General features: G+C 58.1%; 32 protein-coding genes and 2 pseudogenes. 30 read left to right on the top strand and 4 right to left on the bottom strand.

The window, feature by feature from the left end; translation table 11 throughout:
* Nucleotides 1-209: 209 nt before the first annotated feature.
* The 13 genes from rpsJ (at nucleotide 210) to AB1Z34_RS01170 (ending at nucleotide 7,625) form a co-directional block, all read left to right on the top strand.
* Nucleotides 210-515: a 30S ribosomal protein S10 gene (gene rpsJ, locus AB1Z34_RS01230; protein WP_003938093.1), complete on the top strand. Its 306-nt coding sequence runs from the start codon at nucleotides 210-212 to the stop codon at nucleotides 513-515.
* A gap of 31 nt (nucleotides 516-546) precedes the next feature.
* Entirely contained in the window at nucleotides 547-1,203 is a 657-nt protein-coding gene (rplC, locus tag AB1Z34_RS01225) for a 50S ribosomal protein L3 (protein WP_005509762.1), read from the top strand.
* The gene (gene rplD / locus AB1Z34_RS01220; protein WP_016422055.1) at nucleotides 1,200-1,847 is read left to right on the top strand and encodes a 50S ribosomal protein L4; all 648 of its coding nucleotides are present in this window, start codon (nucleotides 1,200-1,202) and stop codon (nucleotides 1,845-1,847) included. Before rplC ends, rplD begins: the two co-directional genes overlap by 4 nt.
* The gene (gene rplW / locus AB1Z34_RS01215; RefSeq protein ID WP_005509869.1) at nucleotides 1,847-2,152 is read left to right on the top strand and encodes a 50S ribosomal protein L23; all 306 of its coding nucleotides are present in this window, start codon (nucleotides 1,847-1,849) and stop codon (nucleotides 2,150-2,152) included. The genes rplD and rplW overlap by 1 nt, the downstream gene beginning before the upstream one ends.
* 37 nt (nucleotides 2,153-2,189) lie before the next feature.
* Nucleotides 2,190-3,032 carry a 50S ribosomal protein L2 gene (rplB, locus tag AB1Z34_RS01210; protein ID WP_016422056.1) on the top strand — a complete coding sequence of 281 codons (843 nt, stop codon included), beginning with the start codon at nucleotides 2,190-2,192 and terminating at the stop codon, nucleotides 3,030-3,032.
* Nucleotides 3,033-3,046: 14 nt separating this feature from the next.
* Nucleotides 3,047-3,325 (top strand): 30S ribosomal protein S19, encoded by a 279-nt coding sequence (gene rpsS / locus AB1Z34_RS01205; RefSeq protein WP_005509882.1) that lies wholly within the window; start codon nucleotides 3,047-3,049, stop codon nucleotides 3,323-3,325.
* 3 nt (nucleotides 3,326-3,328) lie between these two features.
* A complete protein-coding gene (gene rplV / locus AB1Z34_RS01200) occupies nucleotides 3,329-3,691 on the top strand; it encodes a 50S ribosomal protein L22 (RefSeq protein WP_005509775.1) in 363 nt (120 codons plus the stop codon).
* The gene (rpsC, locus tag AB1Z34_RS01195; RefSeq protein WP_016422058.1) at nucleotides 3,691-4,431 is read left to right on the top strand and encodes a 30S ribosomal protein S3; all 741 of its coding nucleotides are present in this window, start codon (nucleotides 3,691-3,693) and stop codon (nucleotides 4,429-4,431) included. The genes rplV and rpsC overlap by 1 nt, the downstream gene beginning before the upstream one ends.
* Nucleotides 4,432-4,434: 3 nt before the next feature.
* Nucleotides 4,435-4,851, top strand: coding sequence for a 50S ribosomal protein L16 (rplP, locus tag AB1Z34_RS01190; RefSeq protein WP_016422059.1), 417 nt, complete (start codon nucleotides 4,435-4,437; stop codon nucleotides 4,849-4,851).
* On the top strand, nucleotides 4,851-5,087 hold the full coding sequence (gene rpmC / locus AB1Z34_RS01185) for a 50S ribosomal protein L29 (protein ID WP_005509851.1): 237 nt from the start codon (nucleotides 4,851-4,853) through the stop codon (nucleotides 5,085-5,087). Before rplP ends, rpmC begins: the two co-directional genes overlap by 1 nt.
* A complete protein-coding gene (gene rpsQ / locus AB1Z34_RS01180) occupies nucleotides 5,084-5,362 on the top strand; it encodes a 30S ribosomal protein S17 (RefSeq protein ID WP_042388398.1) in 279 nt (92 codons plus the stop codon). Before rpmC ends, rpsQ begins: the two co-directional genes overlap by 4 nt.
* A gap of 200 nt (nucleotides 5,363-5,562) precedes the next feature.
* Nucleotides 5,563-6,912: a magnesium transporter gene (gene mgtE / locus AB1Z34_RS01175; protein ID WP_101687731.1), complete on the top strand. Its 1,350-nt coding sequence runs from the start codon at nucleotides 5,563-5,565 to the stop codon at nucleotides 6,910-6,912.
* 53 nt (nucleotides 6,913-6,965) lie between these two features.
* Nucleotides 6,966-7,625: a class I SAM-dependent methyltransferase gene (locus AB1Z34_RS01170; RefSeq protein ID WP_367157778.1), complete on the top strand. Its 660-nt coding sequence runs from the start codon at nucleotides 6,966-6,968 to the stop codon at nucleotides 7,623-7,625.
* 20 nt (nucleotides 7,626-7,645) lie between these two features.
* Here AB1Z34_RS01170 and AB1Z34_RS01165 read toward each other — a convergent pair whose 3' ends face one another.
* On the bottom strand, nucleotides 7,646-8,542 hold the full coding sequence (locus AB1Z34_RS01165) for a carbohydrate kinase (protein WP_049193222.1): 897 nt from the start codon (nucleotides 8,540-8,542) through the stop codon (nucleotides 7,646-7,648).
* A 27-nt stretch (nucleotides 8,543-8,569) separates the two neighbouring features.
* Between AB1Z34_RS01165 and AB1Z34_RS01160 the strand changes: the two are divergent.
* The 3 genes and pseudogenes from AB1Z34_RS01160 to AB1Z34_RS01150 form a co-directional block, all read left to right on the top strand.
* Nucleotides 8,570-8,943 (top strand): annotated as a pseudogene (locus AB1Z34_RS01160) (glycoside hydrolase family 32 protein); the annotation flags it as partial.
* Nucleotides 8,942-9,466 (top strand): annotated as a pseudogene (locus AB1Z34_RS01155) (PTS transporter subunit EIIC); the annotation flags it as partial. The pseudogenes AB1Z34_RS01160 and AB1Z34_RS01155, both read left to right, overlap by 2 nt.
* Before the next feature lie 233 nt (nucleotides 9,467-9,699).
* Nucleotides 9,700-10,482: a formate/nitrite transporter family protein gene (locus tag AB1Z34_RS01150; RefSeq protein WP_070438090.1), complete on the top strand. Its 783-nt coding sequence runs from the start codon at nucleotides 9,700-9,702 to the stop codon at nucleotides 10,480-10,482.
* Between the two features lie 51 nt (nucleotides 10,483-10,533).
* Here the strand turns inward: AB1Z34_RS01150 and AB1Z34_RS01145 are convergent, their stop codons facing one another.
* Nucleotides 10,534-11,775, bottom strand: coding sequence for a multidrug effflux MFS transporter (locus AB1Z34_RS01145; RefSeq protein ID WP_367157777.1), 1,242 nt, complete (start codon nucleotides 11,773-11,775; stop codon nucleotides 10,534-10,536).
* 281 nt (nucleotides 11,776-12,056) lie between these two features.
* Here AB1Z34_RS01145 and rplN point away from each other — a divergent pair, with 281 nt between their 5' ends.
* The 10 genes from rplN (at nucleotide 12,057) to rplO (ending at nucleotide 17,625) form a co-directional block, all read left to right on the top strand.
* Nucleotides 12,057-12,425, top strand: a complete 369-nt coding sequence (gene rplN, locus AB1Z34_RS01140; protein ID WP_016422069.1) for a 50S ribosomal protein L14 — start codon at nucleotides 12,057-12,059, stop codon at nucleotides 12,423-12,425.
* Nucleotides 12,426-12,740 (top strand): 50S ribosomal protein L24, encoded by a 315-nt coding sequence (gene rplX, locus AB1Z34_RS01135; protein WP_367157776.1) that lies wholly within the window; start codon nucleotides 12,426-12,428, stop codon nucleotides 12,738-12,740.
* 2 nt (nucleotides 12,741-12,742) lie between these two features.
* On the top strand, nucleotides 12,743-13,297 hold the full coding sequence (gene rplE, locus AB1Z34_RS01130) for a 50S ribosomal protein L5 (RefSeq protein ID WP_005509901.1): 555 nt from the start codon (nucleotides 12,743-12,745) through the stop codon (nucleotides 13,295-13,297).
* A gap of 382 nt (nucleotides 13,298-13,679) precedes the next feature.
* Nucleotides 13,680-14,576, top strand: a complete 897-nt coding sequence (locus tag AB1Z34_RS01125; protein WP_367157775.1) for a GDSL-type esterase/lipase family protein — start codon at nucleotides 13,680-13,682, stop codon at nucleotides 14,574-14,576.
* A gap of 403 nt (nucleotides 14,577-14,979) precedes the next feature.
* A complete protein-coding gene (gene rpsH / locus AB1Z34_RS01120; RefSeq protein WP_005509822.1) occupies nucleotides 14,980-15,378 on the top strand; it encodes a 30S ribosomal protein S8 in 399 nt (132 codons plus the stop codon).
* A 15-nt stretch (nucleotides 15,379-15,393) separates the two neighbouring features.
* Nucleotides 15,394-15,930, top strand: a complete 537-nt coding sequence (gene rplF / locus AB1Z34_RS01115; RefSeq protein ID WP_005509895.1) for a 50S ribosomal protein L6 — start codon at nucleotides 15,394-15,396, stop codon at nucleotides 15,928-15,930.
* Nucleotides 15,930-16,328 (top strand): 50S ribosomal protein L18, encoded by a 399-nt coding sequence (gene rplR, locus AB1Z34_RS01110; protein ID WP_005510009.1) that lies wholly within the window; start codon nucleotides 15,930-15,932, stop codon nucleotides 16,326-16,328. Before rplF ends, rplR begins: the two co-directional genes overlap by 1 nt.
* A gap of 34 nt (nucleotides 16,329-16,362) precedes the next feature.
* On the top strand, nucleotides 16,363-16,980 hold the full coding sequence (rpsE, locus tag AB1Z34_RS01105; protein WP_005510059.1) for a 30S ribosomal protein S5: 618 nt from the start codon (nucleotides 16,363-16,365) through the stop codon (nucleotides 16,978-16,980).
* Between the two features lie 5 nt (nucleotides 16,981-16,985).
* Complete coding sequence (gene rpmD, locus AB1Z34_RS01100) at nucleotides 16,986-17,171, top strand: 50S ribosomal protein L30 (RefSeq protein WP_005509843.1); 186 nt, start codon at nucleotides 16,986-16,988, stop codon at nucleotides 17,169-17,171.
* A gap of 7 nt (nucleotides 17,172-17,178) precedes the next feature.
* A complete protein-coding gene (rplO, locus tag AB1Z34_RS01095; RefSeq protein ID WP_016422071.1) occupies nucleotides 17,179-17,625 on the top strand; it encodes a 50S ribosomal protein L15 in 447 nt (148 codons plus the stop codon).
* A gap of 103 nt (nucleotides 17,626-17,728) precedes the next feature.
* Here the strand turns inward: rplO and AB1Z34_RS01090 are convergent, their stop codons facing one another.
* Nucleotides 17,729-19,609, bottom strand: coding sequence for a 6-carboxyhexanoate--CoA ligase (locus tag AB1Z34_RS01090; protein ID WP_367157774.1), 1,881 nt, complete (start codon nucleotides 19,607-19,609; stop codon nucleotides 17,729-17,731).
* 333 nt (nucleotides 19,610-19,942) lie between these two features.
* Here AB1Z34_RS01090 and secY point away from each other — a divergent pair, with 333 nt between their 5' ends.
* Nucleotides 19,943-21,274, top strand: a complete 1,332-nt coding sequence (gene secY, locus AB1Z34_RS01085) for a preprotein translocase subunit SecY (protein WP_088611995.1) — start codon at nucleotides 19,943-19,945, stop codon at nucleotides 21,272-21,274.
* Nucleotides 21,274-21,825, top strand: coding sequence for an adenylate kinase (locus AB1Z34_RS01080; RefSeq protein ID WP_005509947.1), 552 nt, complete (start codon nucleotides 21,274-21,276; stop codon nucleotides 21,823-21,825). Before secY ends, AB1Z34_RS01080 begins: the two co-directional genes overlap by 1 nt.
* Before the next feature lie 176 nt (nucleotides 21,826-22,001).
* Here the strand turns inward: AB1Z34_RS01080 and AB1Z34_RS01075 are convergent, their stop codons facing one another.
* Nucleotides 22,002-22,583: a hypothetical protein gene (locus AB1Z34_RS01075; protein ID WP_367157773.1), complete on the bottom strand. Its 582-nt coding sequence runs from the start codon at nucleotides 22,581-22,583 to the stop codon at nucleotides 22,002-22,004.
* Nucleotides 22,584-22,720: 137 nt separating this feature from the next.
* Here AB1Z34_RS01075 and map point away from each other — a divergent pair, with 137 nt between their 5' ends.
* On the top strand, nucleotides 22,721-23,521 hold the full coding sequence (gene map, locus AB1Z34_RS01070; RefSeq protein WP_049190406.1) for a type I methionyl aminopeptidase: 801 nt from the start codon (nucleotides 22,721-22,723) through the stop codon (nucleotides 23,519-23,521).
* 284 nt (nucleotides 23,522-23,805) lie between these two features.
* A complete protein-coding gene (gene infA, locus AB1Z34_RS01065; RefSeq protein WP_016422077.1) occupies nucleotides 23,806-24,027 on the top strand; it encodes a translation initiation factor IF-1 in 222 nt (73 codons plus the stop codon).
* The last annotated feature ends 10 nt before the right edge of the window (nucleotides 24,028-24,037 follow it).

Below are 24,037 nucleotides of genomic sequence, written 5' to 3'. Positions count from 1 at the left end.
ACTGGGATTTGAGTGCAAGGCGTTATTCGTCCGCTCGAGTCATGGCCAAAAGTTAATTTGCCATGACGATCGAAGACGAAATCGCTTTGAAGTAATGCACAACCCAGTTTTAATTTCTGGCGCTGGCCATAGTTGCTGACGGCGTCGAGAAACATTGACAGGGTCGACGCCCCTTTAATTGGGGCGCGCCGACCGAGGAGAGGACAAGCGTGGCCGGACAGAAGATCCGCATCAGGCTCAAGGCCTACGACCACGAGGCTATCGACGCTTCTGCGCGAAAGATCGTGGAGACCGTTACCCGTACGGGTGCACGCGTCGTTGGCCCGGTGCCGTTGCCAACCGAAAAGAACGTTTACTGCGTTATCCGTTCGCCGCACAAGTACAAGGACTCGCGCGAGCACTTCGAGATGCGCACTCACAAGCGTCTGATCGACATTCTCGATCCAACGCCGAAGACAGTCGATGCACTTATGCGCATTGACCTTCCGGCAAGTGTCGATGTGAACATTCAGTGATCCTGGACTTTTGGTAGCGGAGACAAGATAAATGAGTGAAAACGAGATCAAGGGCATCCTGGGCACGAAGCTCGGTATGACTCAGATCTTCGACGAGGAGAACCGCGTTGTTCCGGTTACCGTCGTTGAGGCTGGGCCGTGCGTAGTGACTCAGGTGCGCACTAAGGAAACCGACGGCTACGACGCCGTCCAGATTGCATACGGCGAAATTGACCCGCGAAAGGTCAACAAGCCGGAGGCCGGCCACTTCAAGAAGGCCGGTGTGACCCCGCGTCGCCACAGCGTTGAGATTCGCACCCCGGACGCTTCCTCTTACGAGGTCGGCCAGTCCGTTGGTGTCGATATCTTCGGCGAAATTGAGTACGTCGACGTCACTGGTACCTCTAAGGGCCACGGCTTCGCCGGTGGTATGAAGCGCCACGGCTTTGCTGGCCAGGGTGCCGCTCACGGTAACCAGGCTGCTCACCGTCGTGTTGGTGGCATTGGCGCTTGCGCCACGCCAGGACGCGTCTTCAAGGGCAAGCGCATGGCAGGCCGCATGGGTAACGACCGGGTCACGACCCAGAACCTGAAGATCCAGAAGGTTGACGCTGACGCGAACCTGCTGCTCATCAAGGGCGCAGTTCCGGGTGCACGCGGCGGCCTGCTGGTTGTTAAGACTGCCACGAAGGGTGGTGCTCACGCATGACCAACCTCAAGCTAGACGTACACACCGCTGAAGGCGGCGTGAACGGTTCGGTTGAGCTTCCCGCTTCCGTGTTCGACGCGGAGGTGTCCATCGCCCTGATGCACCAGGTTGTTGTCGCGCAGCGTGCAGCAGCTCGCCAGGGCACCCACAAGGTCAAGACCCGCGGTGAGGTTCGCGGCGGTGGCCGCAAGCCGTGGCGCCAGAAGGGTACCGGTCGCGCTCGTCAGGGTTCGATCCGTGCTCCGCACTGGACCGGCGGTGGCGTTGTCCACGGCCCGGTGCCGCGCGATTACAGCCAGCGCACCCCGAAGAAGATGATTGCAGCTGCTCTGCGCGGCGCACTCTCTGACCGTGCTCGCCACGACCGCATCCACGTTGTCGAGGAACTGGTCCCAGGCCAGACCCCGTCCACCAAGGCAGCTCGTACTTTCGTCGAGCGTCTGACTGAGCGCCGCAACGTGCTCGTCGTTCTGCCGCGCGAGGACGTCAACTCGTGGAAGTCGGTTCGTAACCTGCCAGGTGTCCACATTCTGTCTGAGGATCAGCTGAACACCTACGATGTTCTGAAGGCCGATGACGTTATCTTCGCCGTTCAGGCACTCAATGACTTCATCACTCGCACCGCCGGTAAGGAGGAGAAGTAATGGCTACCATCGCAGATCCCCGCGACATCATTGTTGCACCGGTAGTGTCTGAGAAGTCCTACGGACTCATGGAGCAGGGCGTTTACACGTTCCTGGTCCACACCGACGCTAACAAGACCCAGATCAAGATCGCGGTCCAGGAGATTTTCGGTGCCAAGGTCGCTTCCGTCAACACCCTCAACCGTGAGGGCAAGCGCAAGCGTTCCCGCACCGGCTACGGCAAGCGCAAGAACACCAAGCGCGCCTACGTGACTCTCGCGGCCGGCAGCGATCCCATCGACATCTTCGGCGGTTCGGCAGCCTAGCCGCTAGCCGACGAGGAAGTTAAGGAAGAGCAAAAGTATGGCTATTCGTAAGTACAAGCCGACTACGCCGGGTCGCCGCCAGAGCTCCGTCTCCGAGTTCAGCGAGATTACTCGCTCGACTCCTGAGAAGTCTCTGCTGCGCCCGCTGTCGAAGACTGGTGGCCGTAACGTTCACGGTCACATCACCACTCGCCACAAGGGTGGCGGACACAAGCGCCAGTACCGTGTCATCGACTTCCGTCGTAATGACAAGGACGGCATTCCGGCAAAGGTCGCTCACATCGAGTACGACCCGAACCGTACCGCCAACATCGCACTGCTGCACTATGCAGACGGTGAGAAGCGCTACATCATCGCTCCGAAGAACCTGAAGCAGGGTGCCATCGTTGAGTCCGGCGCTAATGCCGACATCAAGGTTGGTAACAACCTGCCGCTGCGCAACATCCCGACCGGTTCCACTATTCACTGCGTGGAGCTCAAGCCAGGCGCTGGTGCACAGCTGGCACGTTCTGCTGGTGCTTCTATTCAGCTTCTCGGTAAGGAAGGCAAGTACGCAGTTCTGCGTATGCCGTCCTCTGAGATCCGTCGCGTCGACGCACGTTGCCGTGCAACCGTCGGTGAGGTCGGAAACCAGGATCAGATCAACATCCGTTGGGGCAAGGCCGGCCGTATGCGCTGGAAGGGCTGGCGCCCGACTGTCCGCGGTGTTGTCATGAACCCGGTCGACCACCCGCACGGTGGTGGTGAGGGTAAGACCTCCGGTGGTCGCCACCCGGTTTCCCCGTGGGGCCAGAAGGAAGGCCGCACCCGTAAGCCGAACCGTCCGAGCGACCAGCTAATCGTTCGTCGCCGTCGTACCAACAAGAATAAGAAGCGCTAAGGAGGGAACTGAGAATGCCACGCAGCCTTAAGAAGGGCCCGTTCGTCGATGAGCACCTCCTCGCGAAGGTCGATGCACAGAACGAGAAGGGCACCAAGCAGGTCATTAAGACCTGGTCTCGCCGCTCCACGATTCTCCCCGATTTCATCGGCCACACCTTCGCCGTTCACGACGGTCGCAAGCACGTGCCGGTGTTCGTGGATGACTCTATGGTCGGCCACAAGCTGGGCGAATTCGCCCCGACCAAGACCTTCAAGGGTCACGTCAAGGATGACAAGAAGGGACGTCGATAAGCCATGAGCAACGACATTACTTCTGCACGCGCAACTGCGCGCTTCGTCCGCGTTACTCCGATGAAGGCACGTCGCGTCCTGGACACCGTTCGCGGTAAGTCCGTCGACGAGGCACTGAACATCCTGGAGTACGCTCCGCAGGGTGCTGCTGATCCGGTCGCCAAGGTTGTTGCGTCTGCAGCTGCAAACGCTGAGAACAACTTCGGCCTGGACCGTCGTACTCTGGTCATCTCCGAGGCTTACGCCAACGAGGGACCGACCATGAAGCGCTTCCGCCCGCGTGCGCAGGGCCGTGCTTTCCACGTCCGCAAGCGCACCAGCCACATCACCGTGGTCGTCGAGAGCCAGAAGGAAGGTGACCGATAGTGGGACAGAAGATCCATCCACACGGTCTTCGCCTCGGTATTTCCAGCGACTGGAAGTCCCGCTGGTACGCCGACAAGCAGTACGCTGACTACCTGGCCGAGGACATCAAGATCCGCGATCTGCTGTCCACCGGTCTTGAGCGCGCCGGCATCTCCGATGTCGTTATCGAGCGCACCCGTGACCGCGTGCGTGTGGACATCCACACGGCACGCCCGGGCATTGTTATCGGTCGTCGTGGCTCCGAGGCTGACCGCATCCGCGGCCAGCTCGAGAAGCTCACCGGCAAGCAGGTTCAGCTGAACATCCTCGAGGTCAAGAACATTGACGCGGATGCGAAGCTGGTCGCTCAGTCCATCGCTGAGCAGCTCGCCAACCGTGTCGCTTTCCGTCGTGCAATGCGCAAGGCTATCCAGTCTGCAATGCGTCAGCCGCACGTCAAGGGCATCAAGGTTGTCTGCTCCGGTCGTCTCGGCGGTGCCGAGATGGGCCGCACCGAGCGCTACCACGAGGGTCGCGTTCCGCTGCACACCCTGCGTGCGGAGATCGACTACGGCACCCACGAGGCTCACACCACCTTCGGCCGCATTGGCGTCAAGGTGTGGATCTACAAGGGTGACGTGATCGGTGGCCGTCGCGAGTCCGAGATCAACGCCGGCAACGACCGCCAGCGTCGCGGCAACGACCGTCCGCGTCGTGGTGGCAAGCGTCGTCAGCGTGCATCTGAGAAGAAGGAGGGCTAATTCATGCTCATCCCGAAGCGCGTTAAGTTCCGTCGCCAGCACCGCCCGACCCGTTCTGGTATGTCCAAGGGCGGCAACAAGGTGACTTTCGGTGACTACGGTCTCCAGGCTCTCGAGCCGGCCTACATCACCAACCGTCAGATTGAGGCAGCGCGTATTGCTATCAACCGCCACGTCAAGCGTGGTGGTAAGGTCTGGATCCAGATTTTCCCGGACCGTCCGCTGACCCAGAAGCCACTGGGTGTTCGTATGGGTTCCGGTAAGGGCCCGGTCGAGAAGTGGGTAGCAAACGTCAAGCCGGGTCGCATCATGTTCGAGATGTCCTACCCGGACGAGGCAACTGCTGTCGAGGCACTGAAGCGCGCAGGCGCTAAGCTGCCGATTAAGACCCGAATCGTTCGGAAGGAGGATCAGTACTGATGTCGAACGGCATTCCCGCCCACGAGCTTCGCTCGCTGGATAACGATGACCTGGTTGCCAAGCTCAAGGAGTCTAAGGAGGAGCTGTTCAACCTCCGTTTCCAGAGCGCTACCGGTCAGCTGACCAACAACCGCCGTCTCCGCACTGTCCGCAAGGATATTGCTCGCATTTACACCGTTATGCGTGAGCGCGAGCTCGGCCTGTCTGCTGCACCAACCGATGGTGATGCAGCATGAGTGAGGAAAACATGAACACCACCGAGGCTGGCGCACGCAAGGTGCGCACCGGTTACGTCGTGTCCGACAAGATGCAGAAGACCATCGTCGTCGAGCTCGAGGACCGCAAGCAGCACGCCCTGTACGGCAAGATCATGCGCACGAACTCTAAGGTCAAGGCGCACGACGAGAACGAAGAGGCTGGCGTGGGCGACCGCGTCCGCATCGAAGAGTGCCGTCCGCTCTCCAAGGACAAGCACTACCGCCTGATCGAGATCATCGAGAAGGCTAAGTAAGACCCGTCAGCTGAGCAATCAGCTCGGGCTTTACGACGAGAACCCCGTCGCGGGAAACACGAAAGTGTTTTCTGTGGCGGGGTTTTGTTTTTTAGAAAGCCATGTTCCTTTGTATTTCTAGTCCGCTCAGTCCAGGTTTGATGGGTTTTTATCTCTGATAGCATTGGCCAGGATTTGTGCTTTGTGAGGGGAGAAGTTCGGTGACTACTGACGTGACCAGGATTGATGATCGAGATCTTGAGTCCGCGCTTCGCTCACATGACGTGGCTACGCTGTCGCGGCTCTTAACTGATATTGAACCCAAGGCTGCCGCTCGAAAGATGCGCCGCCTCAGCCATGAGGAACGTGCGCTGTTCTACCGCACACTCCCGAAAGACACGGCGGTTGAAACCTTCGATGAGCTGAACTCGGCTCTGCAGGCGCACCTGATTGACAGCCTCCGTGATCCTGAAGTCACCGCAGTTTTTGCGGACATGGAACCGGACGATCGAGCAGAGCTGCTCGACGAGCTGCCTGCGTCTGTCGCTGCAAAACTGCTCGCCGATCTGCCGGATGATGAGCGAGAGCTGACCAACATCGTCCTCGGCTACCCCGACGGTTCCATTGGGCGTCGGATGAGCCCGGAGCTGGTGTCGCTTCACGACTATATGACGGTGGGGGAGGCTCTAGAGACCGTCTACAAACATCTGGATGATGCCGAATCGATCTACACCCTGCCGGTGTCGAACCGGAAGCGTCGGCTGGTGGGCGTGGTTAGTCTTCGTGAATTGATGCGTGCCAGCAGCGATATCCAGGTTGCGGCTATCTTGCGGAAGGCTGATTACGCAGAAGCTACCGAACCCGAAGAGAAGGTAGCCCGCATGTGCGCTGATCGTAAGCGCCTAGCTCTGCCGATTGTCGACAGCGAGCAGCGTGTTATCGGTCTGCTCACGGTCGACGACGCCCTCCGGATTCTGGAAGAGGCAGACTCCGAGGACCAAGCTCGTATTTCCGGTTCTGAGCCTCTGCGCTTGCCCTATCTCGCGACGCCCATTTTCGAGATTGTTCGCTCTCGTGTGGTGTGGCTGCTCGTGCTTGCTATCGGTGCAACATTGACCGTGCAAGTCCTGGAAACTTTCGAAGAGACTCTTTCTCAGATGGTGGTTCTCTCGGTATTCGTGCCGCTGCTGATCGGTACGGGTGGCAATACCGGTAACCAGGCAGCAACTACGATTACGCGTGCGTTGGCGCTGGGGGATGTCCAACCCCGCGATATATTCAAAGTCATTCTCCGCGAGGTGAGAGTCGGTGCCTTCCTCGGTTTATTGCTTGGTACTCTCGGCCTGCTATTGGCTGGCTTGGTTTACGGCTGGGACATTGGCCTAGTGATTGGCCTGACGCTGCTGGGTATTTGTACTCTCGCGGCAACTGTCGGTGGCATCATGCCGCTGATTGGTAAGAAGTTCGGCATTGACCCAGCCGTCTTCGCTAACCCGTTCATTACAACTCTCGTCGATGCCTCCGGTCTGATCATCTACTTCCTGATCGCTAAGTCAGTATTGGGAATCTAGTCCCGTCGCGCAGGGGACGTCGGCGGTATAGAAAAGAGACCAACCGCGCCATAATGGTGGCCATGAACAATGGCAACCATAATCACCGCACTTGGAAAGAAATTATCGCCGCCGATCCGCAGCATTCCCGCCGCTACGCCAACCGCTGGCGGGGATTCGTGCGCGAGGGCCGCGATATTGACGGCGAGGCGCGGTTGGTGGATGCAATGGCGCCACGCCACGCTCGAATCCTGGATGCCGGCTGTGGGCAGGGGCGCGTCGGCGGTTACCTGGCGAAGGCTAGTCATCGAGTCGTCGGTGTCGACGTCGACCCCTATCTCATCGACGAGGCAAAGCGACAGTTCCCGGACGCGACGTGGTTGGTAGGGGACTTGGCGCAGCTGCCGCACGTGCTTGACGACGGGCTGGAGAACACACCCCACGATGACACGGCATCCGCCTTCGACGTCATCATTTGCCCCGGCAATGTGCTGACTTTCGTAGCGCCAGAAGACCGCGCGAAAGTACTGCAGGGCTTCGCGGAGGTGCTGAATCCGGAGAACGGTCGTGCCATTATCGGCTTCGGCGCTGGCCGTGGTTGGGACTTTGCCGATTTTGAAACCACTGCGCAGAAGGCTGGGCTCACCGTGATTCAGCGTTATTCCACGTGGGATCTTCGTCCCTTTGACGATGAGTCTCAGTTCCTGGTTGCAGTGCTTGAGCGAGCTAAATAGAGCGGACTAAGTAGTGCCGCCTAGGAATCCTTGGCCAGCAGTTCCTCGACTTCGGTTTTCGTCGGCGGCTGAGCTCCCTTACGGGAGACAGTAATGGCAGCCGCGGCGGTCGCATAGTGCAGAATCTCGCGCCACTGATCTGGTGATACGGAAGTCAGGTCAGCGACTGTTAGGCCACGCTTGTCGAACTGTGCCAACAGCGCGCCCATAATTGTGTCCCCAGCACCGATGGTGTCAACGACATTCGCGTTGACGGCTGGGACATCGATGCGGTTTCCGTCGGCAAGCAAAGTGAGCCCATCGCCACCTCGGGTGATGACGGCGGCCGGAACTTTAGTCAGCGCCTCTTCGCCAAGGAACTCGACTTCCTCGTCCGAGAGCTTCAACAAATTGACGTAGGGGAGCAAGCTCATGAGGAATTCGCGGTGTGCATCCGTTGCGTAAATGGGGCGAATATTTGGATCCAAAGCGACCAGGGTGCCATTGGCCGCGAACTGTTTGAGCAATTCCGCGTACCGGCTGGCACCTGGTTCTAGCGCCAGTGACAGGGTGCCGAAGCATGCGATATTCGCATCGATGTGCTTCGGCTCCACCAACGGGGTGGCCGTGCCGTCGGTGTAAAAGGTGTACGTTGCAGAGCGATCGTCGTGGATGGTGGTTACCGCCAGAATGGTCGGCTCTGGGCCACGCTGAACGTAAGAGGTGTCGACCCCTTCGTTTTCCAAGTGCTTGACCAGCTCATTTCCGAAACCATCCGTGGACAGGCGGGACTGGAAAATAACATCCGCACCGAGGCGAGAGGCCGTAACCGCGACGTTGTAGGGGCCTCCGCCTAGCGCCGGCACGTGGTTATTGAGGCTGCCAGGAGATACCGGAACGAGGTCAACCAGACCTTCGCCGCAAACACAAATAGCCATGACTTCAATAATATCGGGGGGAGGGGTATGACCTATCGGTCGAATTACCATCTGTCACCGCCGCAGGGCCGACTGAATGACCCGAATGGCCTTTTCGTGGACGGCGAGACACTGCATGTGTCTACCAGCATGATCCATGCTTTCCACATGCGTCGAAGAGAACTGGGTGGGGGCATGCGTCCGCGTCGCTCACGACAGCCGAGCGGTGGCGTCATCATCCAGATGCGCTGTATCCGGACATGCCCTATGACAAGCATGGTTGTTATTCGGGCGGCGCGGCTGTTGATGGCGATGATGTGTGGCTCTTTTATACCGGAAACTTGAAGGCAGACGGACGCCGTATACCATCGCAGAATCGGGTGCGCGCGCTTGCTCCCTCCGGCCCGGAGGGTGGGATTCATCTTGCCGATTCTGGTTATCTCATGGATTCTGGCAACGATTGAGAAGTTCTTCCATAAGCGTCTCAAGGGCACTGTCGACTTTATGCTGACACCACTGTTGACGTTGCTCATCACTGGTTTCATCACCTTTGCCGCCATTGGTCCAGTACTGCGCACTGCAGGTGAATGGCTGGGTATTGGTCTGGCGAATCTGTACGAATTCGCGGGATCTGTGGGTGGCTTCTTGTTCGGCTTGGTCTACTCGCCAATTGTCATCACTGGTCTGCACCAGTCCTTCCCTCCAATCGAGTACATGCTGTGGGATCAGGGCGGCTCGTTCATTTTCGCGACGGCATCGATGGCCAATATCGCTCAAGGTGGTGCCGCACTGGCGGTGTACTTCCTGGCCAAGAGCGAGAAGCTCAAGAGGTTGGCAGGCGCCTCCGGTATGTCGGCGCTATTCGGTATTACCGAGCCGGCCATCTTCGGTGTGAACCTACGTTTGCGCTGGCCGTTTTACATCGGCATGGGTGCCTCGGCCATTGCCTCAACCATGAAGGATGAGCCGAAGTCAGAAACTGCTGCGAAACCTGCTGTTACCGCAGAGAAGAAGTAAATCTGCCTCTCTTCGACGGTGAATCGCAGTTCCTGGTTGCAGCGCCTAAGGGGGGTAGGGCGCTGTGATCGTCGTAAAGCGGTTGCGATTCCGTGCCGGCCTGTCGTTATTCTTTTATGCGAATAATTGCAATTAACGGCACGCAGGGAAAGGCTTCGGCGGTGACGCTATACGAAACGCTGGATACGGCTGGCGACAAGAAACAGGAACTGTTGACGCAGGACTACGGACGATTTGCCGTGCGAGCGGTCCTGGCGGGTATGTACCTGACGCTCGGGACGGCCTTTGCAGCGGTCGCTGGCCAAGTAGCAGAGGGCGTCGCGCCGGGGACCGGGGGACTGGTTTTTGCGTGCCTATTCGGGCTTGGGCTGTTCGCCATTGTGGTGCTCGGTGCAGAGCTGGCGACCGGCAGCATGATGTTTGTGTCCTGGTCCGCCGCACGCGGACGCATGGCGTGGGGAGTGGCCTTTCGAATGGTGGCCGTCGCTACGTTCTACAACTTCATCGGTGCGGCGATTGTGGCGCTGGTGCTCAGCCAGAGCGCCAAGCTCGGTGGGATCGATGACACACATCTGATTTCCACCTTGACTGAGGGGAAGCTGGCCAAGCCGTTCTTCGGCGCTTTCGTAGAGGCCATGGGTGCGAACTTCGTGGTCAATATGGCTGTCCTAGGTGCACTTCAAGCCAAGGAAATCATTTCGAAGTTCGTTGTGATTCTGCCGATTATTGCAGTGTTCGTTGGGCTTGGACTCGAGCACGTGATTGCGAACTTCTCGTTGTTTTCCTTGGCCTTTTTCGCTGATCCGCATCCTGCAGCCTTCGATGGTCTGCACATAACTGTTAACTGGGTGGCCGTGTGGCTGGGCAACTTCGTAGGTGGTGGCCTGGGGATCGGCGCGGTCTACGCCTGGTTGAACCAGACGAAGACCAGCTATGTTGACTAGTTTTTGAGCTGCGCCGGAGTCTTAGAGTGCCGAGTTTCTTGAGCAGGGCTCTTATGTCAGTCGGTGTGAGCGTTTGTGGAGGTCGGCGCGCGTCAATGTCAACACCGCGGTCAGCGCAATCAATGCACAGGTCAACATCGAAATAGCCATCGAGAGGGGCAGATTGGAACCAAGCCCCACCAACGGGGAAACCGTGGCGGCCGCGAGGAACTGTGTGAAGCCCATGAGACCGGAACCTGAGCCAATTCCGATATCTCGAACCTCCTCAATTCCGAGTGCCGTGGCATTGGCGAAGATCAGCGGCATCATCGGTACCGTAATGAACAGCAACAGCCAAGTAGTGAAGAAGGTAATCCCGACGAGGGCATTAATAATCAGGCCTATCGACGTCACGAGCATGACCGTAAGGGCAACTAAAATGCCTTTGCGGGGATGAAGCCGGTTGATCATCTTGCCGTTGAGGATTGACACAAATGTCAACATCGCTGCATTGGATGCGAACACGAGAGAAAACTGAGTAGGGGTGAGCCCCAGCAGCTCCTGGAAGATAAAGGGTGACGCAGCGATATAGGAAAACATCACCGAGAAGCCACCAGCGAAAGCCAACAAGTAGCCGACAAATACTGGCCGCCGCAGCAGCCTGCCAATATTGGACAGGAGATTGCGCAGAGCGCCTGTGGAGCGTCGCTCAGGCGGCAGGGTTTCCGGAACCATCAGGATCACAATCGCGACCATCGCGACGTTGATGGCTGCGAGAAACCAGAACACGCTGCGCCAGCCGAATGCGGGGCCTAGAAAACCGCCCACAAGGGGAGCGATTGCCGGGGCGATGGAGGAAATGCCCATCAGCGTGGAGAAAGCTCTCGCTGATGCCTTGCCCGTCAAGAGGTCTGGTACTACAGAACGAGCCAGAACAACTGTGGAGCCACCAGCTAACCCCTGGAACAGGCGCATTGCAATAAGCGTGCCAATATTCGGTGCTACTGCACAGAGGATTGACGAGCTCAAGAACACCAAAGTGGCAATGAGAAGCAGCTTCTTGCGGCCCAAACTATCGGAGAGAGCGCCAATGACGAGCTGTCCAGCAGCCATGCCAATCATGAAGGTTGTCAGCGTGAGCTGAACCATCGACTCGGTCGTGGAGAACTCGCGTGCAATCTCCACGAAGGATGCCAGATATGTATCTGCGCCGAACGGGGCGGCGGCGGATAACAAGGCCAACCCGGCAAGTAGCGATACCGGTAGCGTCTGTGCTGGCTTTGTCTGAGCACTCTCGGAATGTTGATTTGTCACTGTCTCAGTATAGGGTTGCCGCAGAAGGCATAAACCATGTTGGGGGCATGAAAATAAGGGATTTTGTTGTCCCGCACGAACGTGCCATAATACACAGGTTGCGCGAAGTGACTGCGTGCTGCTCTCAACGGTCTAGAACCGTAGTAAGCACGAGGTCAAAGCGATAGGAAAGCTACCTCTAGCAGGTGCTTCCGTCGTAAAGCGTAAACGCAAGACATAAAGACCGCGTGCGTTTAGGACGGAAATCTGACGCACAATGCAACCAGGTCAGGAGAAACGCAGTGATTCAGCAGGAATCCCGTCTGCGCGTTGCCGACAACACTGGTGCACGTGAAATTCTGTGCATTCGCGTTCTCGGTGGCTCGACCCGACGCTTCGCTGGCATTGGCGACACCATTGTCGCAACTGTCAAGGAAGCTACTCCGGGCGGCAACGTCAAGGCAGGCGAAATTGTTAAGGCAGTCATCGTCCGTGCGAAGAAGGAGACCCGTCGTCCGGACGGCTCCTACATTTCGTTCGACGAGAATGCAGCTGTCATCATCAAGGCCGACGGTGAGCCAAAGGGCACCCGTATTTTCGGCCCGGTCGCGCGTGAGCTGCGTGACAAGAAGTTCATGAAGATTGTCTCGCTCGCACCGGAGGTGATTTAAGTGAAGATCCGTAAGGGCGATACCGTGCTGGTTATCTCTGGTCCGGACAAGGGTGCTCAGGGCAAGGTCATCGAGGCCTACCCGAAGCGCGACAAGGTCCTGGTCGAGGGCGTTAACCGTATCAAGAAGCACGTTGCAAACTCCGCTGCGGAGCGCGGTGCATCCTCGGGTGGCATTGTCACTCAGGAAGCTCCGATTCACGTGTCGAACGTCATGCTGTTCGACGAAGATGGTACCCCGACTCGCGTCGGTTACCGCTTCGATGAGGACGGCAAGAAGGTTCGCATCTCCCGCCGTACCGGGAAGGACATCTAAGCATGAGCGAAAATTACACCCCTCGTCTGAAGGCCCGTTACCGCGATGAGATTCGCGGCAAGATGCAGGAAGAGTTCTCCTACGAGAACGTCATGCAGATTCCGGGCGTCACCAAGGTCGTCGTCAACATGGGCGTCGGCGCTGCTGCTCAGGACAAGAAGCAGATCAACGGTGCTATCAACGACCTGACTCTGATCACCGGTCAGAAGCCGGAGACCCGTCGTGCTCGCAAGTCGATCGCTAACTTCAAGCTCCGTGAAGGCGACGCCATCGGCGCTCGCGTCACCCTGCGTGGCGACCGTATGTGGGAGTTCCTGGATCGTCTGCTGACCGTGGCTCTGCCGCGAATCCGCGACTTCCGCGGTCTGTCTGATCAGCAGTTCGATGGTCACGGTAACTACACCTTCGGCCTGTCTGAGCAGACCATGTTCTACGAGATCGACGTTGACAAGATCGACCGCCCGCGCGGTATGGACATCACCGTCGTGACCACCGCTACCAACAACGAGGAAGGCCGCGCGCTGCTGCGCGAGCTGGGCTTCCCGTTCAAGAAGTAGTTTTGCCTCTTCGGTAGCTTTTGCCTAAAGCCCCGGATGCCGCTTGGCCTCCGGGGCTTTTTGCTGCTCTGTTAACTGCTTATGTCCGTGGGGGAGTGAGGTTGCTGTGCGGGACCTGCGTAAAAGTTACCAGTGTTGCCGGTGGGAAAGTTGACCCTTTTTGGGGGTTGAAAATTAGTAAAGCCACAAGGTTTCTCAGTTGAAAGTTAGGCGTTTGTGATGATTTCGTTGTAAACTGCCATTCGTCATAGTGACGGCCGCCAAAATGCATTGTGGTCGTTATCAATTTGGGCAAGACTTAAGTGACCTCAGCTTCTGTGTGATTGAGCCAGTGGTTCTACACAGAGCGGTTCTTAAGTTAAAACGCAAAGGGATTAACTACATGAAGAACTTCTCCGTGGCCGTCCGCTCGGCTGCTATTGCAACTGTTGCGGCTCTGGGTCTGAGCTTGGGTGCAGGTGCTGCCAACGCACAGCCAGCAATGCCGGAAATGCCGAACATTCCGATTCCGGGTCTCGGCGACACCGGCCCGAAGGGCGTCAAGCAGATCGTCACCTTCGGTGACTCCTTCACCGCTAATGCCGGTAAGGGTGGCCCGCGTGGCCTGGCGCCGGGGCAGAACGTACTGGTCGCCAACTGCGCTACCGACATGGAAAACTGGCCGAAGATCGCAGCTACGAAGCTGAACAAGTCCCTGGGTGACTGGTCCTGTAACGGTCTTGGCGGCTTCCCGGGTCAGCTCCTCGCATACCTGGAGGCTTCCATCCAGTACGGCGACATCGGAGAGGGCACCGAGAAGGTTGTCCTGATGTACGGCGGCATGGACTGGGTCCAGTGGGTTGACGTGGCAGGCGAGCTTGTCGCAAAGCCGGATCCGCAGGCGCCTTCCGCGTTCAAGCAGACGCTGCGTCAGTTCACTGACCGCGTCCACCAGGTTGCCCCGGGCGCTCAGGTCGTCCTGGCGTCGTACCCTGAGTACGCCACTGATGACCAGCTGTGCCTGGTGAACACCCCGAACCAGACCTTCCCGATCCCGGCACCGGGTGCCAGCGAGATCCAGGGTGCATTCCGTGACAGCATTCGCTCCGCATCTCACCACGTAGGTGCCGGCTTCATTGACGTCTACGAGGCAACCCTCGGCCACGGTACCTGCAACCCGAACCCGGATGAGCGCTTCGTCGCCGGTTTCGCAGACCCGGTGATGGGTCCGATGACCAACCACCCGACGGTGGCTGGTGAAAAGGCAATGGGTAACATCATCGCCGACCAGCTCTACTAATTTCCTCTAGCCGGCGCCATGTCGGCTAGGAATTGAGTTCCACTGTTAATTGGTGGGGCTTCACGCCGCGAGCGGACTAACGTCCGTCTGCGGCGTTTTTGCATTTCGGCCTGTATTTGTTAGTATCACCAGGTCTGCCCTCTATAAGAGGTGCGGCAGTAAAAATGTAAGAACTTTGCTGTAGGCCCCTCGCCTCGCATCGTCTCTGGCGTCACCTGGGTGGCGAGCTGACTCGGCTATTGAACCGAGTTGGCGAACAGTAGCCCTTAAATCGCCGGAATCACGATATTGGAAATCGCTCCAACTTAAGCTTTTGCCGTGTGACAGTTGCTGTTTGCGCGGTCATTGGAGTTAGCCACGAGGTGGGAAGGAACCGCAGCGAGAAAGGAAGCGGTCACTAACCATGACCATGACTGACCCAATCGCCGACATGCTGTCGCGCGTGCGCAACGCTAACAACGCGTACCACGACTCTGTCTCGATGCCGTCGTCCAAGCTGAAGGCTAACATCGCCGAGATCCTCAAGTCTGAGGGTTACATTGCGGACTACGCAGTCGAGGATGCCAAGGTCGGCAAGACCCTGACCCTGAACCTGAAGTACGGTCCGTCCCGCGAGCGTTCGATCGCTGGCGTGCGTCGCGTCTCCAAGCCGGGTCTGCGTGTTTACGCAAAGTCCACTAACCTGCCGAAGGTCCTCGGCGGCCTGGGCGTGGCTATCATCTCCACGTCTCAGGGCCTGCTGACTGACCGTCAGGCTTACGAGAAGAAGGTTGGCGGGGAAGTCCTCGCTTACGTCTGGTAAAGGGGGAACTACACAATGTCTCGTATTGGTAAGAACCCTGTCGTTGTCCCGGCAAACGTTACTGCCCAGGTCAACGGCCAGGACGTTTCCGTCAAGGGCCCGAAGGGCGAGCTGTCTGTCTCTATCCCGGCTCCAATTACCGTTGAGCTGAAGGACAATGAGATTGTGGTCAACCGCCCGGATGACCACCGTAAGAGCCGCTCCCTGCACGGTCTGTCCCGTTCGCTGATTAACAATATGGTTGTCGGTGTGACCGAGGGCTACACCATCAAGATGGAAATCTTCGGTGTCGGTTACCGTGTCGCCAAGAAGGGCAAGGACCTCGAGTTCTCCCTGGGCTACTCGCACCCAGTCCTGATCGAAGCACCGGAAGGTATCACCTTCGACGTCGACGGCACCACCAAGCTGTCGATCACAGGTATTGATAAGCAGCAGGTCGGACAGCTCGCAGCTAACATCCGTCGTCTGCGTAAGGATGATCCTTACAAGGGCAAGGGCATTCGTTACGATGGCGAGCAGATCCGTCGCAAGATCGGAAAGACGGGTAAGTAATGAGCAACACCAACGAAAAGCGCCTCCCGGTAGGCAAGGACATCTCGACTCGTCGTCGTGTCGCCCGCGCCCGCCGTCACGCACGCTTGCGCAAGAACGTCCGCGGCACCTCCGAGGCACCGCGCCTCGTCGTGCACCGCTCTTCCCGCCACATCACCGCTCAGGTTATCGACGACTCCATCGGTCGTACCCTGGCAGCTGCTTCCACTCTGGACGCAGATCTCCGTGGCTTCGAGGGCGACAAGAAGGCCAAGAGCGCCAAGGTCGGCGAGTTGATTGCTGCTCGCGCTAAGGATGCTGGCATCGAGAAGGTCGTTTTCGACCGCGGTGGCTACCAGTACCACGGCCGCGTTGCTGCTCTGGCCGAGGCTGCCCGTGAAGGTGGTCTGAAGTTCTAATGCGCACTTACAAGTCCAACGGAAGGAATGCGTGATGTCGGAACGCGATAAGCGCGAAGGCGGACGTAACTCCGCTGACAACAAGAACAACAACCGTCGTGGTGGCCGCGGTAACGACCGTCGCCAGCAGGACGAGCGTTCGCAGTACATCGAGCGCGTAGTAACTATCAACCGAGTTTCCAAGGTCGTCAAGGGTGGTCGTCGCTTCAGCTTCACCGCTCTGGTCATCGTCGGTGACGGCGAAGGCATGGTCGGCGTCGGCTACGGCAAGGCCAAGGAAGTACCGGCAGCTATCCAGAAGGGTGCTGAAGAAGCTCGTAAGAACTTCTTCCGCGTCCCGATGATTGCTGGCACCATCACCCACCCGGTTCAGGGTGAGACCGCTGCTGGCATCGTCCTGCTGCGCCCGGCTGCTCCGGGTACCGGTCTGATTGCCGGCGGCGCTGTCCGCCCGGTTCTCGAGTGCGCCGGTGTTCAGGATGTTCTGTCCAAGTCGCTGGGTACCAACAACTCCATCAACGTTGTTCACGCAACCGTTGATGCCCTCAAGCAGCTGGTTCGCCCTGAAGAGGTCGCCGCACGTCGTGGCAAGTCCCTCGAAGAGGTCACCCCAGCACGTATGCTGCGCGCACGCGCAGGTCAGGGAGCGTGATTTCCATGGCACTGAAGATTACCCAGGTCCGTGGTACCGCTGGTACCAAGCAGAACCAGAAGGATTCGCTGCGCACCCTCGGCCTGAAGCGCATCAACGATTCCGCCGTTCGCCCGGATACTCCGGCTGTGCGCGGTCTCGTGAACGTTGTGCGTCACCTGGTCGAGGTTGAAGAAGTAGCGGGGGAGTAGGTAAACCATGAGCGAACCAATTAAGCTCCACGACTTGGCCCCGGCTCCGGGTGCTAAGAAGAAGAAGACTCGCGTCGGCCGTGGTGAGGCTTCCAAGGGTAAGACCGCTGGTCGCGGCACCAAGGGCACCAAGGCCCGCAAGCAGGTTTCGGCAGCATTCGAGGGTGGCCAGATGCCACTTCACATGCGTCTGCCGAAGTTGAAGGGCTTCAAGAACCCGGCGAAGGTCACCTTCCAGGTGGTCAACGTTTCGGATCTGGAGCGTCTGTTCCCGAACGGTGGCGACGTCACCATCGCCGACCTGGTTGCAAAGGGCGCTGTCCGCGCTAACCAGCCGGTGAAGGTCCTCGGCGACGGCGACATCAACGTCTCCGTCAACGTCACCGCAACCAAGTTCTCGGGCTCCGCAAAGTCCAAGATCGAGGCTGCAGGTGGCTCTGTCACTGAGGCCTAAAGCATTTAAGCTTTAACAAAAGAGCTCTTAACCCAAGTGGTTAAGAGCTCTTTTTGTATTGAGGGGGAGGAAAGGGGAGGGGAGGGCAGCGCAAACCGCCCGCTTACAGCAGGCCGGTGTTGCGCAAAGCCCACTCCAGTTGGTCAATGTCAGCGTCCGTATGGAGCGCGGTAATGGTCAAACGCAACATTGCCTCACCACGGGGAACTGTCGGGTAGCGAATCGCAGGTATGAACACGCCTAACTCAGCCAACCGTGCTGAGGCGTCCATCGCTTCGGCCTCGTCGCCAACGGGCAGTGGGATGATTGCAGATGCGGGGTCTGACTTTGCGTCAACCAGGGAGCGGACGCGCGCAATATTACGCTGCAATCGCTTGACGACGTCCCCAGCCTCCAACTGCTTCAACGCGGCGCGGATAGCTGCGACGGAACCTGGGTTCATCGACGTTGAGTACACAAAACTGCGGGCTTGATTGCGTAGCAGTTCGCCAACTGGTGGGGAGCAGAGAACGTATCCTCCTTCGACACCGAGAGCCTTGCTCGCGGTGCCGACCACAATGTCCGGGCGCATGCCCAGGTGCGATGCAGTGCCACGACCTTGTTCTCCGATAACGCCGACGCCGTGGGCGTCGTCAAGCATCAGCCATGAATTGCGACGGCGACAGGTGCGCTCGAGTGCGGGGCCGTCGATGACCTCGCCTGACATAGAGAACACGGAGTCGGAGATGACAAGCTTGTGGCGGGCGCTCGATGCTGCGAGGAGACGGTCGAGTGCCTGGTAGTCAGCATGTGGAAAGACCGTGACTTTAGCTCGGGCATTGCGGCATCCGTCGATGATGGAAGCATGGTTGGCGGCGTCGGAGAAGATTTCCACGTCGGCGGTGGCGATGGCAGCGATGGTTGAGTGGTTCGCCTGGTAGCCAGTAGCAAAGAGAACGGCATCGTCGAAACCGAAGAACTGCGCCAGTTCATTCTCAAGTGCGCTGTGGATGCTAGTGCCGGTGGTCAGGCGAGAGCCGCCGGACCCGGTGCCGAAATGTCCAATTGCCTCGGTGGCAGCTGAGATGAGTTCAGGGTGCGTGGACAGGCCGAGGTAGTCCGAAGAAGAAAACAGTAGATAGTCGGTTCCGTCAATTCGGCTGTGTGGCAGTTGTCCGGTTTCGAAAGTGCGCAGTGTGCGGGCAAGCCCTTCAGCGGCCCAGGCCGAGTTCCTTTGGGCGGCGATTGCTGAGAGGTCGCTGTTGGGGGCGGTCACGTCCGGCGAGGAACTGGCGTCAGCTGGGAGCTCGACGTAGACCGGCGCGTTCTCCAGGTAATCGATTAGCTCGGGGATATCGGTGCCGGGTTCAACGATGAAGATGCGAGTACCAAGAGTGCTGCCGTGGTCCTTGATATTGGGGATACGGTGAAAGATTCCGTCCAGCGCCAGATATCCCCGCGTGTAAAAGGGGTCATCGGAGAGGCAGATTTCTGCGACGATACCCGGGGCGCTGTGAACCTTAGATGCGAGGATGAGCGCCTCGTGAAAATGATCCTTGGTGCAGTCCTTACTGGGGTGCGAGATGGCATCAAAAGTGGAAACCCGTACACCACGGGTAGGGTTTGGGTCGAGCCGTTCACCGGAGGAGGCATCGATGAGAGCGGCACCGCGGAGACCTGTGAGTGAATAGGCCATTTCGACGGCGATGTCGGCTGCCTGTATGCCTGCAGCGTGTAGGCGTTGAGCAATGAGATTGCGTGCGTCCTCAGGGCTGGGGTTCGACTCTAGAAAGGGAGTCAACGCGGGCACGGTGCCGATAGCTGACTCTTCAATCTTGTCCACAGTGATGTGAATTGTGTCGGCTCGACCCTTGTCGTGGTGAAGTGCACGGCTAGTCATTGCAGAAGCCAGCTGAGGTAGTTCGACGGCCGGTGCAAGACGCTCAGCGCCAGAGATATGGCAGCCATCGGCGCTGGATCGCATGCGGATGCTGTAGGTACTCACAGAGCAAAACTTTAACACTGTTCAAGTTTTGTCTGGGAAAATTGGGTGGAGCACAGTGAGGGGCGTGGGCTCAGAGGGGAGGGGGCGCTGGGATCGTCGTCAAGCGAAAAGAGGTGATTGGCGGGGCGCTGTACTAACGGTGATATGGAGGTGTATTGCGACGATGTGGAGAAACGCTGGTAGACTCACTACGTCAAATACTGTCAATTAAAGGTTTGAGGAATACGTCATCCGCGTTGCTTAACTAAAACGGGAGACTACTGGCGGATAAGCGGGTAAGTCTTTCGGGAAAAGCGTGGGAGAAGCGGATTTCTTGACCTCGGGAGGATGCACGTGGCTTCCGGTCTCATTGCGGCGTTGCGCGATCCCGATTTGCGTAAGAAGATCTTCTTCACTCTGACGATGATCATTCTGTACCGAATCGGCTCGCAGATTCCAACCCCTGGTATCGACTACCAGTTGGTCAACGCGCAGCTCGAGCAGATTTCGAAAGATCAGTCCAGCGTTTACTCGCTGATTAACCTGTTCTCAGGTGGCGCTCTGCTGCAGATGGCGATTTTCGGCATCGGCATTATGCCGTACATTACGGCCTCGATTATCGTCCAGCTGCTCACGGTGGTGATTCCACACTTCGAGCAGTTGAAGAAGGAAGGGCAGTCGGGTCAGACAAAGATGACCCAGTACACCCGCTACCTCACAGTGGCGTTGGCGTTGCTGCAGTCTGCAGGCATTGTGGCCATGGCAGACCGAGGTGCCCTGCTGGGTGGCTCGCAGTCGCTGCTGGTTAAGGATGCGGGTGTCTTTGACCTCGTGGTGATGGTCGTTGTGATGACCTCCGGTGCCGTGCTGGTCATGTGGATGGGTGAGCTCATCACTGACCGAGGCGTCGGCAACGGTATGTCGCTGCTGATTTTCTCCGGTATCGCCGCTGGTATGCCGGCGCAGGGAGCGAACATTCTGCGCTCCACCACCGGTGTCGTGTTCGCCACCGTGATTGTTGCCGTGCTGATTCTCATCATCGGCGTTATTTTCATTGAGCAGGGACAGCGCCGTATTCCGGTGCAGTACGCAAAGCGCATGGTTGGTCGTCGCCAGTACGGCGGATCTTCCACCTACCTGCCGCTGAAGGTGAACCAGGCCGGTGTTATCCCTGTCATCTTCGCGTCCTCTCTGATTTACGTGCCGGTTCTGATTACCCAGATTGTTCAGTCCGGTCAGTCGAATCCGAACATGGACAACTGGTGGCAGCGCAATGTCATTCAGTACCTGCTGGCGCCGTCCAGTTGGCAGTACATTCTGCTGTTCTTCCTGATGATCATCTTCTTCTCCTTCTTCTACACCTCCGTGCAGTACGACCCGCACGAGCAGGCGGAGAACATGAAGAAATACGGTGGATTCATTCCGGGCTTCCGCCCGGGACGTCCGACTGCTGAATACCTGTCCTACGTCCTGATTCGCCTGCTGACTGTCGGCTCGCTGTACCTGGCGCTGATTGCTGTTCTGCCAAATGTCGCTCTTGATATGGGGCTTGGCGACGCGAACTCCGGTACAGGCGGTATGTTTGGAGGTACAGCCCTGCTGATTCTGGTCAGTGTTGCGCTGACGACGGTCAAGCAGGTTGAAAGCCAAATGATGCAACGTAACTACGAAGGGTTCTTGAAGTAATGCGACTCGTACTTGTAGGTCCTCCCGGTGCAGGCAAGGGCACTCAGGCAGCTATCCTCTCGGAGAAGCTCGGTGTCCCGCACATCTCCACCGGTGACCTGTTTCGCGCAAACATCGGTGAAGGCACTCCGCTCGGCATTGAGGCGAAGTCCTACATCGACGCCGGCAACCTTGTTCCGGACGACGTGACTGTGCGTATGGTCGAGTCCCGTCTGAATGAGGACGACGCTGCCAAGGGGTTCCTGTTGGATGGCTTCCCACGCACTGTTGGTCAGGCAGAAGAGCTGAAGCGTCTGCTGTCCAACCTCGGCACTGAGCTGGATGCGGTCGTACAGTTCGACGTTTCTGAGGATGTCGTAGTCGAGCGCATGCTGGCCCGTGGTCGCGCAGACGACACTGAAGAGGTCATCCGCAACCGCATGCATGTGTACACCAATGAGACCGCTCCTTTGCTGGATTACTACTCGGAGAAGATCATCAAGATTGCCGCTGAGGGATCCGTTGAGGAGATTAACGAGCGCACGATGGCTGAGCTGGAGAAGCTGAACTAGGCTCCTGGCACACCGGGTAACTAGACGCTCTAGCTTTTTCGCTGGCTGGGGCCGATGGGTTTGCCGGTTGTAGATGGTTGTTGAAGCCGCCCTTTCGAACCGTTGAGGTTTGGAAGGGCGGCTTTTGTGTGTGGCTGTTGGGGCTGGGGTGGGGCAGGGGCAGCCGATAGTGAGGGCTACTGGAAGTCCTGAATGATTTCGTCGATAAGCGGTTGTGCGGCCTCGGCGCCAATATTCGCGAAAACGAACTCTTGGTAGATGCGGTTATCCTCGTCGATAACCATTACGAAAGGGGACCCCTTGTTGATGCCGCTAAATGCGTGCTTGCCGGGTAGCTCGTATGGTGCGTAGTTTTCGACGGACTCAGCCTTTTCGTTAATGCGCTCGACAGTGGCCGGGTCCTCGGCCGTACTGAGCATTGCGGTGCCACCGTCGCCAACTGCCATTACGCAGGTGAAGCCATGTACGCTCTCGCTGCCAAAAATGACGGGTTTAGAGTCATCCGACTCGACGCAGCTGCCAATCGCCTCCTTAATTGCATCAGGTGTGAAGTTTTGGAGCGACTCAGGCAGTGCAGAGGTGCCCATGAAACCCGAGGTGCTTCCAGGGGCCTCCGGCGATTCCGCGGCAGGGGAAGTGGAGGGGACAGTCGGCGCTGGCGACGGTTCGGGGTTGCTTGAGCATGCGCCAATCAGGAAAAGCGAGCTGGCAGCAATAACAACGCCCGCAGTTTGCGCGGACTTCAACAGTGAATGCATGCCAGTTATCGTAGGGCAGCTCATCTTTGGGTGTAAATTTCTCGGAAGTGGCAGCGATCCGAGCGGCGCCCTCGTAGGTGGCGGGGTACAGCTAGCCGGTGGTTCCCTTCTGGGGCAGAGTAGACTCAACCAGCGTGATGAGTTTTCGACGCCGCCGCAAAGTAGTTCCTGCCCGCACCGAGGGAGAATTGGATGCGATGCAAGCGGCCGGCGAGATCGTCGGTCGTGCATTGCTAGCCTGCCGAGACGCCGCTAAGCCAGGGGTCACCACGGCAGATCTCAATGAGATTGCGCACCAGGTCATTATCGATGCTGGCGCAACGCCGTCCTTCCTTGGCTATGAAGGCTTCCCGGCATCTGTCTGCGCATCAGTGAACGAAGTGATTGTCCACGGCATTCCGTCTTCGTCTACGGTTCTCGCCGATGGTGATTTAGTCTCAATTGACTGTGGCGCAATCCTGGATGGCTGGCACGGCGATTCGGCACTTACTTTCGGCGTCGGAAAGCTGAGTGACGATGTCGAAAAACTGAACATTGCGACATCAGAGGTCCTCGCCGAAGGTATTAAGGCCATGGTGCCGGGCGCTCGCCTCACCGATATTTCGTATGCGCTTGAAATGGCGACCCGTGAGGCTGAACTGCGCCACGATATTGAACTCGGCATCGTCGATGGATACGGCGGGCACGGCATTGGGCGCGAGATGCACATGGATCCCTTCCTTCCCAACGAAGGCAAAGCAGGAAAGGGACCCCGCATCGTCGAAGGCTCCGTATTGGCCATTGAACCGATGCTCATTCTCGGCGGCGAGTGGGGTAGTGATGAGCTTGACGACGGCTGGACGGTCGTCAGCGCGGATAGAATGCCGGCCTCCCATTGGGAGCACACAGTTGCCGCCACGGCGGACGGCCCCCGTATTTTGACTCCTCGATATGAATAACTAGTGCGTGAGGGGCCACGCGAAAGGTCAGAATGTTGCCATAAAGGCTGCGATGAATTCTGAGCGCGTGGAGCGAATCCGCCTGCCGTCGCTTGCAGCCGGTCCCATAGTGGTCGTATTTGGTAAAAACGCAGGTCGCGTGTAAAGTTGGGCGATGGTGTGGGCGCAGTGTCGCTGCAGTGATGATTATCCCTGCACGGAACTGCTAAAACACCAGGCAGAGTAGAGATTTCCCAACTGGTGCCGGGATTGTCCCGGGTATCCGCCAGAGAGACGTGGAGGACATGGCTAAAAAGGAAGGCGCAATTGAGGTTGAGGGTCGCGTCGTCGAGCCCTTGCCGAACGCGATGTTCCGAGTGGAGCTGGACAACGGGCACAAGGTGCTCGCCCATATCAGTGGCAAGATGCGCCAGCACTACATCCGTATTCTCCCGGAAGACCGAGTCGTAGTGGAGCTTTCTCCGTACGATCTCGAGCGTGGGCGAATCGTCTACCGCTACAAGTAAATCGACCTGA

Origin of the sequence: Corynebacterium sp. 045007, assembly GCF_040743205.1 — a bacterium.
In the GTDB taxonomy this organism is placed as follows: Bacteria; Actinomycetota; Actinomycetes; order Mycobacteriales; family Mycobacteriaceae; genus Corynebacterium; species Corynebacterium jeikeium_D.
This window is presented reverse-complemented; position numbering and strand designations above follow the sequence as displayed.